Source organism: Sphingobium sp. 22B, from assembly GCF_001580035.1.
In the GTDB taxonomy this organism is placed as follows: domain Bacteria; phylum Pseudomonadota; class Alphaproteobacteria; order Sphingomonadales; family Sphingomonadaceae; genus Sphingobium; species Sphingobium fuliginis.
Map to the genome: position 1 here is coordinate 77180 of NZ_LTAB01000016.1, position 15011 is coordinate 92190.

Here is a 15011-nt window from a genome sequence, read left to right on the forward strand (position 1 = left end):
ATTGTCCCCGAACGGAACATTTGGGGGACATTGACGCCATGGCTGTCAGCCGCGGAGCCAAACGCACGCCGGAATGGCGCGAAATGCTGAAACGCAGCCTGATCCGCAGCGGTGCGCTGATCGGCGCGATCGCGCTGTTGCTGGCGACCCTGTTCCTCGCGCTGGCGCTGCTCAGCTATCAGCCGAGCGACCCGTCGATGAACACGGTGGCGGGCGACCATGTGCAGAATATCATGCAGGCGCCCGGCGCCTGGGTCGCGGATTTCCTGCTCTGGCTGCTGGGCGTGCCGGTGGCGCTGGTGCTGCCGCTGATGGCGATCACCGCCCGGCGGCTGTGGGGCGATCAGGACATGAGCGGGTGGAAGGCGCAGTTTGGAAAGTGCCTTGCCGGCATCGTCCTGCTCGGCATCGCGCTGGCGCTGTTCCAGACCAATCCGCTGGTCGGCCTGCCCGCCGGATGGGGCGGCATCATCGCGCTGGTGACGGCGCGTGGCGTCATGAGCCTTGCGGCGCAGGCGCCCGCCGCGCAGGGCTGGATCACCGGAATCCTGATCGTCCTGACGCTGATCGCGGGCCTTGTCCTCTGGTATCGCAGCCTGGCGCTGGAAAAGCCGATCATCGCGTTGCGCCGGCCCTCTCTGCCGCGCCTGGCGCTGCCCCGGCCGGCTTTCGCTCTGGCCGGTCCCGCGCCGGTTGTCGACGCGGATGAAGATGACGAGCCGTTCGAGCGCGTCGCAACCCCGCGCAAGACCGTCACCAACGAACCCAAGCCGCCGATCAACATCCAGACGCCCAAGCCTGCGCCTGTGCAGCGCTCCATGGCGCCGGTCAGCCAGGACGACCTGTTCGGCAACAGCTCCCTGCCTTCGCCGGACCTGCTCAATCCAACCCCCGCGAGCCAGGGGCAGAAGATCGACAAGGCCGCGCTGGAACGCAATGCGCGCCTGCTGGAATCGGTGCTCGACGACTTCCATGTGAAGGGCAATATCGTGGAGGTCCGTCCCGGCCCGGTCGTCACCATGTATGAACTGGAACCCGCGCCCGGCATCAAGGCGAGCCGCGTGATCGCGCTGGCGGACGACATTGCGCGCAACATGTCGGCGCTTTCGGCCCGCGTGGCGACGATTCCGGGCCGCACCGTGATCGGCATCGAACTGCCCAATGCGAACCGGGAGGGCGTGTCCTTCCGCGAACTCATCACCAGCGAGCAGTTCGGGCAGGAAGCGACGCTGCCGATCATCCTGGGCAAGAATATCTCGGGCGAGCCGATCATCGCGGATCTTGCGCCCATGCCGCATCTGCTGATCGCGGGTACGACGGGTTCGGGCAAGTCGGTGGGGCTGAACGCGATGATCCTGTCGCTGCTCTACCGCATGACGCCGGATCAGTTGCGGCTGATCATGATCGATCCGAAGATGCTGGAACTGTCGACCTATGACGACATTCCGCATCTGCTCTCACCGGTCGTGACCGAGCCCGCCAAGGCGATCCGCGCGCTCAAATGGGCGGTGGAGCAGATGGAGGACCGCTATCGCATGATGGCCTCGATCTCCGTCCGCAACCTCGCCAATTATAATGAGAAGGTCCGCGCGGCGAAGGCCAAGGGCAAGCCGCTCGGCCGCCGCGTGCAGACCGGCTACGATCCCGAGACCGGCAAGCCGATCTATGAGGAGGAGCAGCTCGATTTCCAGCCGCTGCCGCAGATCGTGGTGGTGGTCGACGAGCTGGCCGACCTGATGATGACGGCGGGCAAGGAAGTCGAATTCCTGATCCAGCGTCTTGCCCAGAAGGCCCGCGCCGCGGGCATCCACCTGATCCTCGCGACGCAGCGGCCCTCGGTCGACGTCATCACCGGCGTCATCAAGGCCAACCTGCCGACCCGCATCAGCTTCTTCGTCACGTCGAAGATCGACAGCCGGACCATATTGGGCGAACAGGGCGCCGAGCAGCTATTGGGCAAGGGCGACATGCTCTACATGCACGGCGGCAAGGGCCTGATGCGCGTCCACGGTCCCTTCGTGTCGGACGACGAGGTGCGCGTGGTGGCGGATCACTGGCGCGCCCAGGGACAGCCGGATTATATCGCCGCCGTCACCGAGGAGCCGGAGGAGGGCAGCTTCGCGCTCGATGGTGTCGACCTGGGCGACGACAGCCCGGATGCGCAGCTTTTCCGCAAGGCGTGCCAACTCGTCTTCGAAAATCAGAAGGCGTCGACAAGCTGGCTCCAGAGGCAATTGCGCATCGGCTATAACAGCGCCGCCCGGCTGATCGAGCAGATGGAGGAGCAGGGGCTGGTGGGTCCGCCCAACCATGTCGGCCGCCGCGAAGTGCTGCGCGACGAGAATGGCAATCCGCTCTGATCCGGTCGGCGTGAAAAATTTTCATTTGGGCTGATGCCAAAAAACCACTGCCCATTTCGCTCTGAAACGGGTTTTTGCGTGGATTGCTGGGTCATCGCCGTGCGGCAAAACCCCGGTGGCGCCGGGGAAAACCCCTGATTTCCAAGGCTGATTGCGTTTCATGCAATCGTCCTTCGGTTCTTCGCATTTGCCGGGAAACGCGATCTGGGCGAAGAAGGCCCTGCCTTTCAGGCATCCTCTCCTAAAAACTTTCAGGCTGGTCTTCGGATCGGCCTTTTTTTTGTCTTCGCCCCCGGCTAAGCAGAGGCCGCTCACCGCAGCGCCTAAAAAATAAATCGGGAGAGGGGCCGCCGGAAAGACCGGCACTGGCGAAGCGGGAGCAGAGGGGGATTGAGCGACCATGTTGCTCTCCCCCTTCCCGTTTTCATTTCATGACATGATGGCGAAGGCCCGGGAATGGCCAATTCAAGACCTTCCTTCGCCCTTGAGGAGAAGGATAGGAAGCCCTGGCGACGAAGGAGCCTGGGCTGATTGGGATGAGGGGGGAGCGGGCCTGAGGCCTGCGATCCGTTGGATCGCAACCCCCTCACCCAGCTGCGACTAGGGCAGCAAGCTGCCAAGTCTGCGCAGCCCTCTCCCTCAAGGGAGAGGGATAAAGCGGGTGTCCGATTCCCAACCAGCCCGCATATTCTTCGGGCTGAGCGTTGAAGCGGACAGTCCATTCGTTGCATGACAGGAACGAATGGGTTCACAGCGGGTTCAAGCCCTGCCACCTACATTTCTCATCCTGAACAACTGGAGATGATTGCATGAAGCGCATCCTTGCGCCCCACAGCCTGACGCTGGCCGCCCTGGCGATCGCTGCCGCGCCCTTTGCGGTGCCGGCGATGCCGGCCGCCGCGCAGGCCGACCAGTCAGACCTGTCGAAGGTCAATGCCTATATCCGCGCCGTCACCACCATGACCGCCGATTTCGCCCAGACCGATCGCAACGGCCAGACGCTGACCGGCCAGCTTACCCTCAAGCAGCCGGGCAAGATCCGTTTCCAGTATCAGAAGGGCGTGCCTTTGCTGATCGTGGGCGACGGCAAGGCGCTGACCATGATCGATTATGAGGTGCGGCAGGTGCAGCGCTGGCCGATCGGCAATTCGCCGCTGGGGGCGTTGATCGATCCGTCCAAGGACCTGTCGAAGTTCGGCAAGGTGATCCAGACGGGCGATCCCAGCGTGCTGTCCGTCCAGGCCCGCGACCCCAAACGGCCCGAATATGGCACGATCACCATGATCTTCAAACGCGATGCGGGCAGCCCGGCGGGCTTGCAGCTCTATGGTTGGGTGGCGCTGGATTCGCAGAACAACCGGACGGCGGTGAAGCTCAGCAACCAGCGTTATGGCGTGCCCGTGGCGGAATCCGCCTTCCGCTGGACCGACCCGCGGCCCAAGGGGCGCGCGTCGGGCGGTTAAGCGGGCCCCAGGTGCGACGGGCCGAAAACTTTTCAGAACCGTTCATCTGAGGCTCATATCCCGAGCCCTAAAAGGAACTCCACGGCGCGAGACGGAACCGGGATTTCCCCCCTGTTACCCGGAACCCCGCTCCCGCCGCAAAGCGCTTCAAGGGCGCGATCGAGGCCCCCGTTCCATGCCCCCGGAGCGGGGGCCTTTTCGGTGCGATCCGACATTTAGAGCATCGCGCAGAAAAGTGGGAACCGGTTTTCCGCTTCAAACGATGCGACAACGAAAACTGAGAGCGCGCGACCTGCGTCCGATGTAACGCAGCGCTATAGCTTGTGCGGGCCTGCAAAGCGCGATTTTATCCGCTTCGGCGCTCACGGACATGAAGTGCGCTGCGCTCCGATGCTCGAACATCCCATTTTCGGCTCCACCTGAACTGAACGTCGAACGGCGCCAACGCTGTTCCGTCTGCCGGGACATTCGCCGCCCTTGCGCGGGGCGGCGGAGGGTCTTAGTGGATCAGCCATGCCTCAGACACTCAGCATCGCTTCCTGGAATATCAATAGCGTTCGTGCCCGGCTCGATATTGTCGAGCGCTTTCTGACGGAGGAATCGCCCGACATATTGTGTCTGCAGGAAACCAAGGTGGTGAACGACACCTTCCCGGCCGGGCTGTTCCGGCAACGGGGCTATAATCATCAGGTGCTGAACGGACAGCCGATGCACCATGGCGTGGCCATCCTGTCGAAAATTCCGATCCGGGAGGACGACCGGCTCGACTGGCAGGCCAATGGGGAGGCGCGCCATGTCGGCGTGCGACTGGACAATGGCGTCCGGATCGAGAATGTCTATGTGCCCGCCGGCGGGGATGTGCCCGATCGGGAGGTCAATCCGAAATTCGGACAGAAGCTCGATTTCCTGGAGCGCATGATCCAATGGTCCTCCACGCTGGAGGACAAGCCGACCATCCTGACCGGCGATTTCAACATCGCGCCGATGGAATGCGATGTATGGAGCCATAAGCAACTCCTCAATGTCGTCAGCCATACGGCGATCGAGTGCGAGATTCTGGCGCGCCTGCAGGAATCGAACGACTGGGTCGACATCGGCCGCAAATTCTATCCCGCGCCGCAGCGGCTCTATACTTGGTGGAGCTATCGCGCCCGCGACTGGGCGGAATCGGATCGCGGACGGCGGCTCGACCATATGTGGATGACGCCGGACGTAGCGGAAAAGGCCGTCAGCCACCGCGTGGTGGAACCGATCCGCGGCTGGTCGCGCCCATCCGACCATGTGCCGATCATCACGGAATTCGCCTTCTGATGAGCGCCCGCGCCGCCGCCCGCGCCATCGACGCGCTACGCCGGGGCTGGCCGGTGCGCGTGCAGGCCGCCGACGGCGCCGTGCGGCTGATGGCCGTGGAGGGGGCCGATGCCGTGACGCTTGCCGGATTCGATCCGGGCGCAGGGGCCGACATATTGATCTCCGCGGCGCGGGCGCAGACGCTGAAGCTCGCCAACCAGCTGGCGGCGGCCGATCCCGACATGCCGGTGCTGGTGGCGCGGGCGCCGTGGATCGACGTCGATGTGGCGACCGCGATCTCCGACCCGGTGCTGGACCTTGCCTCGCCGCTCAAAGGGCCGTTCATGGCGAAGCCGCTGGCGGCGCCTTCTGCGGCCAAGGCGGCGCTGCGGCTGGCGCGGCTGGCGGGCATATTGCCGGCCTATTTCGTGACGGCGGAAGGCGACAGCGAGGCGGAGGTCAGCGCCGCCGACATCGACGCCTATGACGATGCCGTGCATCTGGCCATCGCCACGCGCGCCCGCCTGCCCGTGTCGGCCAGCGAGACGGCGGAGATCGTCGCCTTCCGCAGTCCCGACGAACCGCGCGAGCATGTCGCGCTGATCGTGGGCCAGCGCGATTCCTCGCCCCCCGTGATCCGGCTGCACAGCGAATGCCTGACCGGCGATGTGCTGGGGTCGCTGAAATGCGATTGCGGGCCGCAACTGCATCAGGCGCTGCACCAGATCGCGGATTCGAACTGGGGCATATTGCTCTATCTGCGGCAGGAAGGGCGCGGCATCGGCCTTGTCAACAAGCTGCGCGCTTATGCCTTGCAGGATCAGGGGTTCGACACGGTCGACGCCAATGTCCGGCTGGGCTTCGCCATCGATGCGCGCGACTTTTCCGTGGCGGCGCGGATGCTGGACCTGCTGGGCGTGGACGAGGTGCGGTTGCTCACCAATAATCCGAACAAGGTGACGGGGCTTGAAGCCGCCGGGATCAGGGTGGCGGAACGGCTGCCGATCATCCTGCCTTCCAATCCGCATAATGAGCGCTATCTCGCGACCAAGCGGGACCGGACCGGGCATCAGTTGTGAGCACCATTCGCGTCGATGCGGGCGCGGGGCGTCTTTTCTTCGGTGACTTGGACATGCCCTGCACCATCGGGCGCGGCGGCGTCTGTGCAGCGGCGGACAAGCGGGAGGGGGATGGCTGCACGCCGTTGGGCATCTGGCCGGTTCGGGGCGTGTTGCTGCGGCCGGGCAAGGCGGCGGCGGCGGGTATCCGCCTGCCGTGGCGCTGGGTGCGGGAAGGGGACGGCTGGTCCGATGATCCGGCCGATCCGGCCTATAATCGGCCCGTGCATCTGCCGCGGGCCTTTTCAGCGGAAAATCTGCTGCGGGACGATGATGCCTATGATGTGATCGTCGTGCTGGGGCACAATGACTCGCCGCCGGTGCCGGGGCGGGGGAGCGCGATCTTCTTCCATCTTTCCGAAGGTCGTCCTACGGCGGGGTGCGTGGCGGTGGAGCGGGCGGATATGCTGCGCCTGTTGCCGTTGCTGGCGCCGGGTGATGTGATGGAGATCGTCTGAAGGTTCGTCCTTCCGCGAAGGCGGGGATGACGAGGTTGTTGGGGCAGGCGGGTCTTCCTAAGCCCGCTCCAGTTCCGCCACCTCACCGCCCGCCGCTTCCAGCAGCCGCCGTTCCAGCGTTTGCAGCCGCGCCCTGCTCTCGATCTTCCCGGCCAGCAGGTCGGTGACGTAGAATGTATCCACCGCCCGCTCGCCATAGGTGGCGACATGGGCGCTGTGCACCGTCACCTTCGACTGGAACAGCGCGTTGGCGAGGCTGAACAGCAGCGCCGGGCGATCCCGCGCATTCACCTCGATCACGGTGAAGCGGTTCGATGCCTTGTTGTCGATCAGCACATTAGGTTCGATGCGGAAGGCCTCCGCGCGGGTGCGGGGCAGGGGGCGCGCCTCCAGCTTGGTGATCATGCGGTGGCGGTTGGCGAGCGAATCCTCGATCGCCTTGCGGATGCGCGTCAATTGGTCGGGGCTGTGGAAGGCGCCGCCCAGCGGGTCCTGCACCAGGAAATTGTCGATGGCGACGCCGTCCCGGGTCGTATGGATGCGCGCGTCGATGATGTTGCCGCCCGCCAGATGGATGGCGCCCGCGATCCGGTAGAACAGCCCCGGATGGTCGGCGGCATAGACCGTCACCAGCGTCGCGCCGCGCTGCGGATAATATTGCGCGGCGATGGAGAGCGGGGAATCGCCCGCCTCCAATATATGCTGCGCATTGTGGATGAGGATGTCCTCCGGCTCCGCGATCCAGTAGCTTTCCGGCAGCCGCTTGCGCAGCTTCTCGAAATCGGCTTCGGACAGGCCCAGCGCCTGACGCAGCGCCTGCTGCTTGGCGGTGACGCGTTCGCTGCGGCCCTTCTGCTTGTGGCCGAGGCGCAGCACTTCTTCGGCCGCTTCATAGAGGTCGCCCAGCAATTGCCGTTTCCAGCTGTTCCAGACGCCGGGTCCGACGGCGCGGATGTCGACCACGGTCAGGCACAGCAACAGCCGCAACCGTTCCGGACTCTGCACCACGTCGACGAAATCGAGGATCGTCTTGTAATCGGCCAGGTCGCGCTTGAAGGCGGTGGCCGACATCAGCAGATGGTGCAGCACCAGCCAGGACACGGTCTCCGTCTCCGCCGGTGTCAGACCCAGGCGCGGGCAGAGATGGTCCGCCACTTCCGCGCCCAATATGCTGTGGTCGCCGCCGCGCCCTTTGGCGATGTCGTGCAGCAGCACCGCGACATAGAGGACGCGGCGCGACAGCAGCTTGCCCATCAGGTCCGCCGCCAGCGGATGATCGTGGCTCAGTTCGCCCTTTTCGATCCGCGCCAGCAGGCCGACGGCGCGGATCGTATGCTCGTCCACCGTATAATGGTGGTACATGTCGAACTGCATCTGCGCCACGACGCGGCGGAAATCGGGGATGAAGCGGCCGAAGACCGTGGACTCGTTCATCCAGCGCAGCACGGTTTCCGGGTCGCGGGGGCTGGTCAGCACCTCCATGAAGGCGGCGTTGGCGCGGGGATCGCGGCGCACCTTGGCGGTGATCAGGCTGGCGTCGCGGCTGGCGGCGCGCATGGCGCTGGGATGGATGGCGAGGCCATGCCTGTCGGCGAGCGCGAAGATTTCCAGCAAGCGGACCGGATCGTCCCGGAAGAAATGATCGCCCGGCAGCGCCAGCCGCCCGCGATCCAGCACGAAGCCGTCCAGCTTCTTCGGGCGGCGGAAGAAGCTGGGGATATAGCGACGCCCCCGCTCCGCCATCTGGTCGTCCAGATGGGCGAGGAACACCGCGGTCAGGTCGCCCACCGTCTTCGCGTTCAGGAAATAATAGCGCATGAAGCGCTCCACGCCCGACCGCCCGGCGCGTCCGGTGAAATGCATGCGGGTGGCGGTTTCGAGTTGCAGGTCGAAGGTCAGCCGGTCCTCCGCCCGCCCCGTGATCATGTGCAAATGGCAGCGCACCGCCCAGAGGAAATCCTCCGCCTTCTGGAACTGGCGCAGTTCGGTTTCGGTCAGCAGGCCGACATCGACCAGTTCCGCCACCGACTTCACCCGGTTCACATATTTGCCGATCCAGAACAGCGTGTGCAGGTCGCGCAGGCCGCCCTTGCCCTCCTTCACATTGGGTTCGACGACATAGCGGCTGTCGCCCATGCGCTTGTGCCGTTCGTCCCGTTCCTCCAGCTTTTCGGTGACGAAGGCGCGGGCTGTGCCCTGCATCACATCGGCGTCGAAACGGGCGCTGATCTCCTCATACAGGGCGCGGTCGCCCCAGATGTAGCGCGCCTCCAGCAGGGCGGTGCGCACGGTCAGGTCCGCCTTCGCCATGCGGATCGTCTCATCGATGGAACGGCTGCTATGGCCGACCTTCAGCCCCAGATCCCACAGCGAATAGAGCATGGATTCGATCACCTGCTCGGTCCAGCCGGTGGGCTTCCACGGGGTGATGAAGCCGATGTCGACATCGCTGTGCGGCGCCATCTCGCCCCGGCCATAGCCGCCGACCGCGATCAGCACGATCCGCTCGCCAGTGCTGCGGTTGCCCGCCGGGTAGAGGTGATGGGTTGTCGCGTCGTAGAGCAGGCGCAGGATCTGGTCGATCAGGAAGGCAAAGGCGGTCACGGCCTCCCGCCCTCGGGTTGGCCTCTGGCTTAGGCGGCGGGCGACATCCTCCCGCCCGGCGTCGAGCGCGTCCTTCAGTTCCTTCACGATCAGGCCGCGCAGCTTGATCTGGTCGCCCCGATGCTCCTGCGCCAGGGCGGCGATGCGGTCTGAAATGGCGCGCCGGTCGATGATCGCGCGCCTGGACCCCAATTTCGGAAACTGCATGACCATAAGGCTTATCTAGTCTTCCTGACCGGCTGCTGCCAGTTGCTTGAGCCGGTAGAGTTGGTCCAGCGCCTCCCGGGGCGAGAGCGCGTCGGCGTCGATGCTGTCCAGCGCGGCGCGCAGGGGATCGACTTGTTCCTCCACCTGAGCCGTGGCGGCGGCGAAGAGGGGCAGGTCGTCCAGCCCCGCCGCGATGCCGCCGGTCTTCGCCTTGCCCGCTTCGAGGCGGGCGAGGACGTCCTTGGCGCGCTTCAGGACGGCGGGTGGAAGCCCGGCCAGCCGCGCCACCGCCAGGCCATAGCTGCGGTCCGCAGGGCCCTCCGCCACCTCGTGCAGCAGGACCAGATCGCCCTTCCATTCCCGCGCACGGACATGGTGGAGCGAGAGCGAGGCAAGGGTTTCCGCCAGCCGGGTCAGCTCATGATAATGGGTCGCGAACAGGCAGCGGCAGCGATTGACCTCATGCACCGCCTCCACCACCGCCCATGCCAGCGCCAACCCGTCATAGGTCGACGTGCCGCGTCCGACTTCATCGAGGATGACGAAGCTTCGCTCGGTCGCCTGGGCAAGGATGGCGGCGGTTTCGACCATCTCGACCATGAAGGTGGAGCGGCCCTTGGCCAGATTGTCCGACGCGCCGACACGGCTGAACAGCCGGTCGACCAGCGTCAGGGTCGCGGACGCGGCGGGCACATAGGCGCCTGCCTGCGCAAGGATCACGATGATCGCATTCTGCCGCAGGAAGGTGGATTTACCGCCCATATTGGGTCCGGTGACGAGCCACAGCCGGTCCCCGGCCGACAGCCGGCAATCATTGGCGACGAAGGGCTGGCCATCGCGGCGCAGCGCGTCCTCGACCACCGGATGACGGCCGCCGACGATTTCCAGGCAGGGGCCTTCGCCATCCTGCGCGACGAAATGGGGCCGTTGCCAGCCGCCCTCCGCCGCGCGTTCCGCCAGCGCCGCCGCCACGTCGAGCCGGGCAAGGGCATCGGCGGCGCGGGCGATCTCCGCCTTGCGGGCGAGGGTGGCTTCGACAAGGTCTTCGAGATGCGCCGCTTCCGCCACCAGCGCATGGGCCCCGGCCTGCGCCACGCGGCTCGCCTGTTCGTGCAGGTCGACCGAATTGAAGCGCACCACCCCGGCCAGCGTCTGGCGATGGGTGAAGCCGCTGTCGGGCTGCATCAACTGGTCGGCGGCGCGGGCGGGCACCTCGACATGATAGCCGAGCACGCCATTATGCCGGATCTTGAGCGAGGCGATACCGGTCTGCTCGCGATATTTCGCCTCCAGCGCGGCGATGGCGCGGCGGCCGTCCCCGGCGAGGCGGCGCAACTCGTCCAGCGCGGCGTCATAGCCGTCCGCGATATAGCCGCCATTGGCGGTCTCGGTCGGCGGGCTGGGGACGAGGGCGCGGGACAGGCTGTCGACCAGCGCGCCATGGCCGTCGAGCGAGGGAAGGAGTTGCGCCAGCAGCAGGGGCTGGTCGGGCAGGCGGCCCAGCCGTTCGCGCAGCAATCGCGCCTCACCAAGCCCGTCGCGCAATTGGCCAAGATCGCGGGGACTGCCCCGGCCCATCGCGAGACGGCCCAATGCGCGGCCGATGTCGGGCAAGGCCCGCAGCGCCACGCGCAACTGGTCGCGCAGCATGCTGTCGTCATGGAACAGTTGCACCAGGCCCAGCCGCGCTTCGATCCCGGCCTGGTCCATCAGCGGCGCGGAGAGGTCCTGCGCCAGCAGGCGCGCGCCCGCGCCCGTGACGGTCCGGTCGACCGCGCCCAGCAGGCTGCCCGCCCGCGTGCCGCTCATGGTGGCGGTGATCTCCAGACTCTCCCGCGTCGCGGCGTCGATGGCGACGTGCCCGCCGCTGGTTTTCCGCATCGGCGGGGCGAGGAAGGGCAGGGTGCCCTTGCCCGCATGGTCGAGATAGGAGAGCAGGCCGCCCATCGCCGCCAGTTCGGCGCGGCCGAACTGGCCGAATCCGTCCAGCGTGGCGACGCCGAAGATGCGCTTCAGCGCCGCTTCGGCCCGGCTGCTGGAAAAGGCGGCGCGGTCGAAGGGGTGGGAGTCCGGCAGTTCCAGCTCCAGCCCGTCCGGCAGCACGATCTCGCTTGGCCGCAGCCGCGCCAGTTCGGCGGGCAGATCGGCCGCCCGCAGGGTCAGCGTCTCGAACCGCCCGGTCGAAATGTCGGCGGCGGCCAGGCCATATTCCCCCGCCTCCTCGCCGCCGACCTGCGCCAGCGCCACCAGCATATTGTCGCGCCGGCTGTCGAGCAGCGTCTCCTCGGTCAGCGTGCCCGCCGTCACGTAACGGACGATGGCGCGGGCGACGAGGGACTTGGACCCCCGCGCCTTGGCTTCGGCGGGGGTTTCGGTCTGCTCCGCGATGGCGACGCGGTGGCCCGCCTTGATCAGCCGCGCCAGATAGGATTCCGCGCTGTGCACCGGCACGCCGCACATCGGGATCGGCGCGCCGCCATGCTCGCCCCGGCTGGTGAGCGCGATGTCCAGCGTCGCCGCCGCCGCCTTCGCATCCTCGAAGAACAGCTCGAAAAAATCGCCCATGCGGTAGAAGAGCAGGCAATCCTGCGCCTCCGCCTTCAGCGCAAGATATTGCGCCATCATAGGCGTCGCCTGTTGCGTGGATGTGTCGATCGTTCGCGCCATGGCACAGCGGATAGCGTGAAGCCCGGCCTCATGCCAGTGCTGCAAGAAACAGCAGGAAAATTGCGCTTCTCGCACTTGCCCACAAGATATTCTTACCGCTAGGGCGGTCGGCATTCAGCCCATGCGGGCCTGCAAAGCGCGATTTTCTGCGCTTCGGTGCGCACATACTTGCGTATGCTGCGCTCCGATGCTCGAAAATCACCCTTTTCGGCTCCGCCTGAACTGAATGCCGGAGCGCCCTATGGGGCGAGCTTATTGTTTCAAACAAGGGGTGGGTGCAGCCATGACCGACAAGTCGAATGTGGAATTTTCAGAGCGCGAGGCGCTGTTCTTCCACTCGACCGGCCGCCCCGGCAAGATCGAGATCATCGCGTCGAAGCCGATGGCGACCCAGCGCGATCTTTCGCTCGCCTATTCGCCCGGCGTCGCGGTGCCGGTGCGGGCCATCGCGGAAGACCCGGCGACCGCCTATGACTATACCGCGAAGGGCAATCTGGTCGCGGTGATCTCCAACGGCACGGCGATCCTGGGCCTCGGCAATCTGGGCGCGCTGGCGTCCAAGCCGGTGATGGAAGGCAAGTCGGTCCTCTTCAAGCGCTTCGCCGACGTCGATTCCATCGACATCGAACTCAAGACTGAGGATGTCGACAAGTTCATCGACGCGGTCGAGCTGATGGAGCCGACCTTCGGCGGCATCAACCTGGAGGACATCAAGGCCCCGGAATGCTTCATCATCGAACAGACGCTGAAGGAACGGATGAACATTCCGGTCTTCCATGACGACCAGCACGGCACGGCGATCATCGCGGCGGCGGGCGTCATCAACGCGGCGATGCTGACCGGCCGCGAGATGAAGGATATGAAGGTGGTGGTGAACGGCGCTGGCGCGGCGTCCATCTCCTGCACCGAACTGATCAAGGCGCTGGGCGTCCAGCATGACAATGTCATCATGTGCGACAGCAAAGGCGTGATCTATCAAGGCCGCACCGAAGGCATGAACCAATGGAAGTCGGCCCATGCGGTGAAGACCGACGCCCGCACTTTGGCCGAAGCGGTGAAGGGCGCGGACGTGTTCCTGGGCCTCTCCGTTGCGGGCGCGATGACGCAGGACATGGTGAAGTCGATGGCCGACAAGCCGATCATCTTCGCCATGGCGAACCCCGACCCGGAAATCGCGCCGCCCGACGCCAAGGCGGTGCGCCCCGACGCCATCGTCGCCACCGGCCGGTCGGACTATCCCAATCAGGTCAACAATGTGCTGGGCTTCCCCTTCATCTTCCGCGGCGCGCTGGACGTGCGGGCGACCGGCATCAACGAGCCGATGAAGCTCGCCGCCGCCAAGGCGATTGCGGAACTGGCGCGCGAACAGGTGCCGGAGGAAGTGGCCAAGGCCTATGGCCGTTCGCACAGCTTCGGCCCGGATTACATCATCCCCGCGCCCTTCGATCCGCGCCTGATGGAGGTCGTGCCCTCCGCCGTCGCGCAGGCGGCGATGGAGACCGGCGTCGCGCAGAAGCCGATTGCGGACATGGCGGCCTACCGCCAGTCGTTGAAGGCCCGGCTCAATCCGACCACCTCGGTCCTCACCACCGCCTATGAGGTGGCGAAGGCCAATCCGAAGCGCGTCGTCTTTGCCGAAGCGGAAGAGGAAGTGGTGCTGCGCGCGGCGATCCAGTTCCGCACGCTGGGCTATGGCATCCCCGTGCTGGTCGGACGCGGCCATGTCTATGACAAGCTCAAGGAACTGGGCGTGCAGGACCCGGAGAGCTTCGAACTGCACAACAGCGTCAACTCGCCGCTGGTGCCGGAGATGGTCGACACGCTCTACAAGCGGCTCCAGCGCCGGGGCTATCTGCGCCGCGACTGCGAGCGGATGGTGAACCGCGACCGCAACATCTTCGGCTCGCTGCTGGTGAAGATGGGCCATGCCGATGCGATGATCACCGGCATGACCCGGCCCTTCGCCCAGACGCTGCGGGAGGTGAAGCGGGTGATGGACCCGGCGGCGGACCGCACCCCCTTCGGCATCCATGTGCTGGTGACGAAGGACAAGACGGTGTTCCTGGCCGACACCACGGTCAATGAGCGCCCCTCGGCGCAGGAACTGGCGGACATCGCGGAAGGCACGGTGGCGGTCGCCCGCCGCATGGGCCATGACCCGCGCGTCGCCTTCCTGTCCTATTCCAATTTCGGCAACCCGCCGGGCAGCTTCCTCGACAATGTGCGCGACGCGATCAAGGCGCTGGAAGAGCGGAATGTCGATTTCGAATTTGAAGGCGAAATGACCGTCGACGCGGCGCTCAACCCCACGGTGATGAAGAATTATCCGTTCAGCCGTCTGTCCGGCCCGGCCAATATCCTGGTGATGCCGGGGCTTCAGTCGGCCAATATCTCAGCCAAGCTGCTGCGCGAACTGGGCGGCGCGACCATGATCGGGCCGATGCTGGTCGGCATGGACAAGTCGGTGCAGATCGCAACCATGGCGTCCAACGCTTCGGAACTGCTGACGCTGGCGGTGCTGGCTTCGGCGGGTGTGGCGATCTGACGGAAGTGCGGGTGTGAGCGACTGGCCGGAGGTGGCCAATTCAGGACCTTCCCCTCCCGTAAACGGGAGGGGTTAGGGGTGGGCGCGAGCGCAGCGAGCTTCCAGCTTAGCCGTTGAAAATTCACGCTGATGTCGCGCCAGCCCACCCCCTAGCCCCCTCCCGCAGGCGGGAGGGGGAATGTCCTGATTCCACCCAAATTACTCAGTTCAGCGAGTCCTGAATTTGCCCACGCCGCCTAGAAAGTCGAACTGGGATTAGGCCTCTGACGGACTCGCCCCCAAAAGGCCTGCGCGGGGGC

9 protein-coding genes are annotated in these 15011 nt (G+C 65.6%); 6 read left to right on the forward strand and 3 right to left on the reverse strand.

The genetic code is table 11. The features are described 5' to 3' along the window. Window positions 1-38 precede the first annotated feature (38 nt). Entirely contained in the window at window positions 39-2360 is a 2322-nt protein-coding gene (locus A0J57_RS15055) for a DNA translocase FtsK (RefSeq protein WP_025549602.1), read from the forward strand. A 21-nt stretch (window positions 2361-2381) separates the two neighbouring features. Here A0J57_RS15055 and A0J57_RS26030 read toward each other — a convergent pair whose 3' ends face one another. Continuing rightward, the gene (locus A0J57_RS26030; protein WP_153017807.1) at window positions 2382-2762 is read right to left on the reverse strand and encodes a hypothetical protein; all 381 of its coding nucleotides are present in this window, start codon (window positions 2760-2762) and stop codon (window positions 2382-2384) included. A 407-nt stretch (window positions 2763-3169) separates the two neighbouring features. On the opposite strand from A0J57_RS26030, the gene A0J57_RS15060 reads away from it, so the two are divergent. The 4 genes from A0J57_RS15060 to A0J57_RS15075 all read left to right on the forward strand — a co-directional run bounded on the left by A0J57_RS15060 (window position 3170) and on the right by A0J57_RS15075 (window position 6689). Further along, window positions 3170-3823 (forward strand): outer membrane lipoprotein carrier protein LolA, encoded by a 654-nt coding sequence (locus A0J57_RS15060; protein WP_061934411.1) that lies wholly within the window; start codon window positions 3170-3172, stop codon window positions 3821-3823. Window positions 3824-4336: 513 nt separating this feature from the next. Continuing rightward, a complete protein-coding gene (gene xth, locus A0J57_RS15065) occupies window positions 4337-5134 on the forward strand; it encodes an exodeoxyribonuclease III (protein ID WP_061934413.1) in 798 nt (265 codons plus the stop codon). After that, on the forward strand, window positions 5134-6192 hold the full coding sequence (ribA, locus tag A0J57_RS15070) for a GTP cyclohydrolase II (RefSeq protein ID WP_025551736.1): 1059 nt from the start codon (window positions 5134-5136) through the stop codon (window positions 6190-6192). Before xth ends, ribA begins: the two co-directional genes overlap by 1 nt. Beyond that, complete coding sequence (locus tag A0J57_RS15075) at window positions 6189-6689, forward strand: L,D-transpeptidase (protein WP_048577563.1); 501 nt, start codon at window positions 6189-6191, stop codon at window positions 6687-6689. Before ribA ends, A0J57_RS15075 begins: the two co-directional genes overlap by 4 nt. Before the next feature lie 57 nt (window positions 6690-6746). Here the strand turns inward: A0J57_RS15075 and A0J57_RS15080 are convergent, their stop codons facing one another. Together A0J57_RS15080 and mutS are read right to left on the reverse strand one after the other, a co-directional pair. Then, complete coding sequence (locus tag A0J57_RS15080) at window positions 6747-9506, reverse strand: [protein-PII] uridylyltransferase (RefSeq protein ID WP_061934415.1); 2760 nt, start codon at window positions 9504-9506, stop codon at window positions 6747-6749. Between the two features lie 9 nt (window positions 9507-9515). Next, window positions 9516-12167 carry a DNA mismatch repair protein MutS gene (mutS, locus tag A0J57_RS15085; protein WP_061934417.1) on the reverse strand — a complete coding sequence of 884 codons (2652 nt, stop codon included), beginning with the start codon at window positions 12165-12167 and terminating at the stop codon, window positions 9516-9518. Window positions 12168-12450: 283 nt separating this feature from the next. Between mutS and A0J57_RS15090 the strand changes: the two genes are divergently transcribed. After that, the gene (locus A0J57_RS15090) at window positions 12451-14712 is read left to right on the forward strand and encodes an NADP-dependent malic enzyme (RefSeq protein ID WP_061934419.1); all 2262 of its coding nucleotides are present in this window, start codon (window positions 12451-12453) and stop codon (window positions 14710-14712) included. The last annotated feature ends 299 nt before the right edge of the window (window positions 14713-15011 follow it).

Bases quoted from the DNA above. Each gene is read 5' to 3' on its own strand.
- mutS (WP_061934417.1), bottom strand. From the start codon at position 12,167: ATGGCGCGAACGATCGACACATCCACGCAACAGGCGACGCCTATGATG.
- ribA (WP_025551736.1), top strand. From the start codon at position 5,134: ATGAGCGCCCGCGCCGCCGCCCGCGCCATCGACGCGCTACGCCGGGGC.
- xth (WP_061934413.1), top strand. From the start codon at position 4,337: ATGCCTCAGACACTCAGCATCGCTTCCTGGAATATCAATAGCGTTCGT.
- A0J57_RS26030 (WP_153017807.1), bottom strand. From the start codon at position 2,762: ATGGTCGCTCAATCCCCCTCTGCTCCCGCTTCGCCAGTGCCGGTCTTT.
- A0J57_RS15090 (WP_061934419.1), top strand. From the start codon at position 12,451: ATGACCGACAAGTCGAATGTGGAATTTTCAGAGCGCGAGGCGCTGTTC.
- A0J57_RS15080 (WP_061934415.1), bottom strand. From the start codon at position 9,506: ATGGTCATGCAGTTTCCGAAATTGGGGTCCAGGCGCGCGATCATCGAC.
- A0J57_RS15055 (WP_025549602.1), top strand. From the start codon at position 39: ATGGCTGTCAGCCGCGGAGCCAAACGCACGCCGGAATGGCGCGAAATG.
- A0J57_RS15060 (WP_061934411.1), top strand. From the start codon at position 3,170: ATGAAGCGCATCCTTGCGCCCCACAGCCTGACGCTGGCCGCCCTGGCG.